Annotated in this window: 2 protein-coding genes; both read left to right on the forward strand. The window is 49.8% G+C overall.

Annotated features, from left to right (window positions below; all coding sequences use genetic code 11):
• The coding region (locus HMPREF1548_RS25610) for a pyrroline-5-carboxylate reductase dimerization domain-containing protein (protein ID WP_021639682.1) at positions 1–206 on the forward strand (206 nt) is incomplete at its 5' end.
• A gap of 360 nt (positions 207–566) precedes the next feature.
• The coding region (locus tag HMPREF1548_RS25615) for an SH3 domain-containing protein (protein WP_021639683.1) at positions 567–1,355 on the forward strand (789 nt) is incomplete at its 3' end.

Raw genomic sequence — 1,355 nt, forward strand, 5'->3', positions numbered from 1 at the left:
AGGCCTATGAATTCGCGGCCCAGGCGGTGCTTGGAAGCGCGAAGCTGGTTCTGGAAACCGGCAGCCACCCCGGAGAACTGAAGGATATGGTATGCTCTCCCGGAGGCACGACAATCCAGGGGATAAAGATGCTGGAGAAAAATAATTTCCGCGGCACAGTAATGAATGCGGTCATTACCTGTGTGGAAAAATCGAGAAAAATGTAATAATTGTAACAATTAGATAATCTTCTGAAGAAAATCTTAAGAAAAGTTGCTCCCTGCGTAGAAAAAAGTACGCGGGAGCAACTTTTTTGCAATAAAATATTAAGAAAAAAAGAATAATATGTAAAAACCATGTCGAAATAATATAAAAAATAAATGTTAAAACATAAATTTTACTTCCTTATAATATTGATTTAAAGCGCAAAAGTGGTCGAAAACCCTGAGTTTTAGCGGATTGTATTGAGGGGTTGACAAATGGGCATAATGTTGATATGATATCAGACGTAACATTTGTTAACAACTTTGTAACAATTGTGAAAAAGTTCCCACTGACCCAGGGAACGCTGAAATTGGAGGTTATTTATGAACACAAATGGCAGAAGGTTGTGGAAGCATGCTGCCGGATGGCTGACAGGTATTATGGTGCTCAGCTCCGCATGCGGAACAACCGCTATGGCAAATGGTGTGATGCTGGTTGAAACGGCCAGTGTGGCAGATGTCCATGCAGAAGCTGATGATACCTCTCCGGTGCTGGCAACGTTATCCGGGACACAGGCTAAGGTCCTTGAGAACAGCGGCAGATGGATGAAGGTACAGGTCGGTGATATCACCGGCTGGGTGGAAAGCGAGCACCTGACAGACGGCAGTGATACATTAGATGATATCGCGCCGGTAAACCCGGAGGAAACACAGAATCCGGGCGATACGGAAGAGCAGACAGAACAGACACAGGATTTACAGACAGAAGAGACCCATCCCGCCGACACAGCTGCTCAGGACAGAATGTCTGAGAGCAGTTCGGACGGAGCCGATTCAGCGGCTGAGGATAACTCCGCGGCTGAAGAAGCGGCAAGGAAAGCGGCTGAGCAGACGCAGAAGGCCGCTGAAGAAGCGGCAAGGAAAGCAGCTGAGCAGTCGCAGAAGGCCGCGGAAGAAGCGGCAAGGAAAGCAGCCGAGGAAGCGCAGAAGGCTGTAGAAGAAGCGGCAAGGAAGGCGGCCGAGGAAGCGCAGAAGGCCGCGGAAGAAGCGGCAAGAATCGCGGCCGAGGAAGCGCAGAAGGCAGCGGAAGAAGCGGCAAGGAAGGCAGCTGAGGAAGCACAGAAGGCGGCCGAAGAAGCGGCAAGAATCGCAGCCGAGCAGGCGCAGGCAGCC

The organism is Clostridium sp. KLE 1755 (assembly GCF_000466465.2).
Lineage (GTDB): Bacteria > Bacillota > Clostridia > Lachnospirales > Lachnospiraceae > Eisenbergiella > Eisenbergiella porci.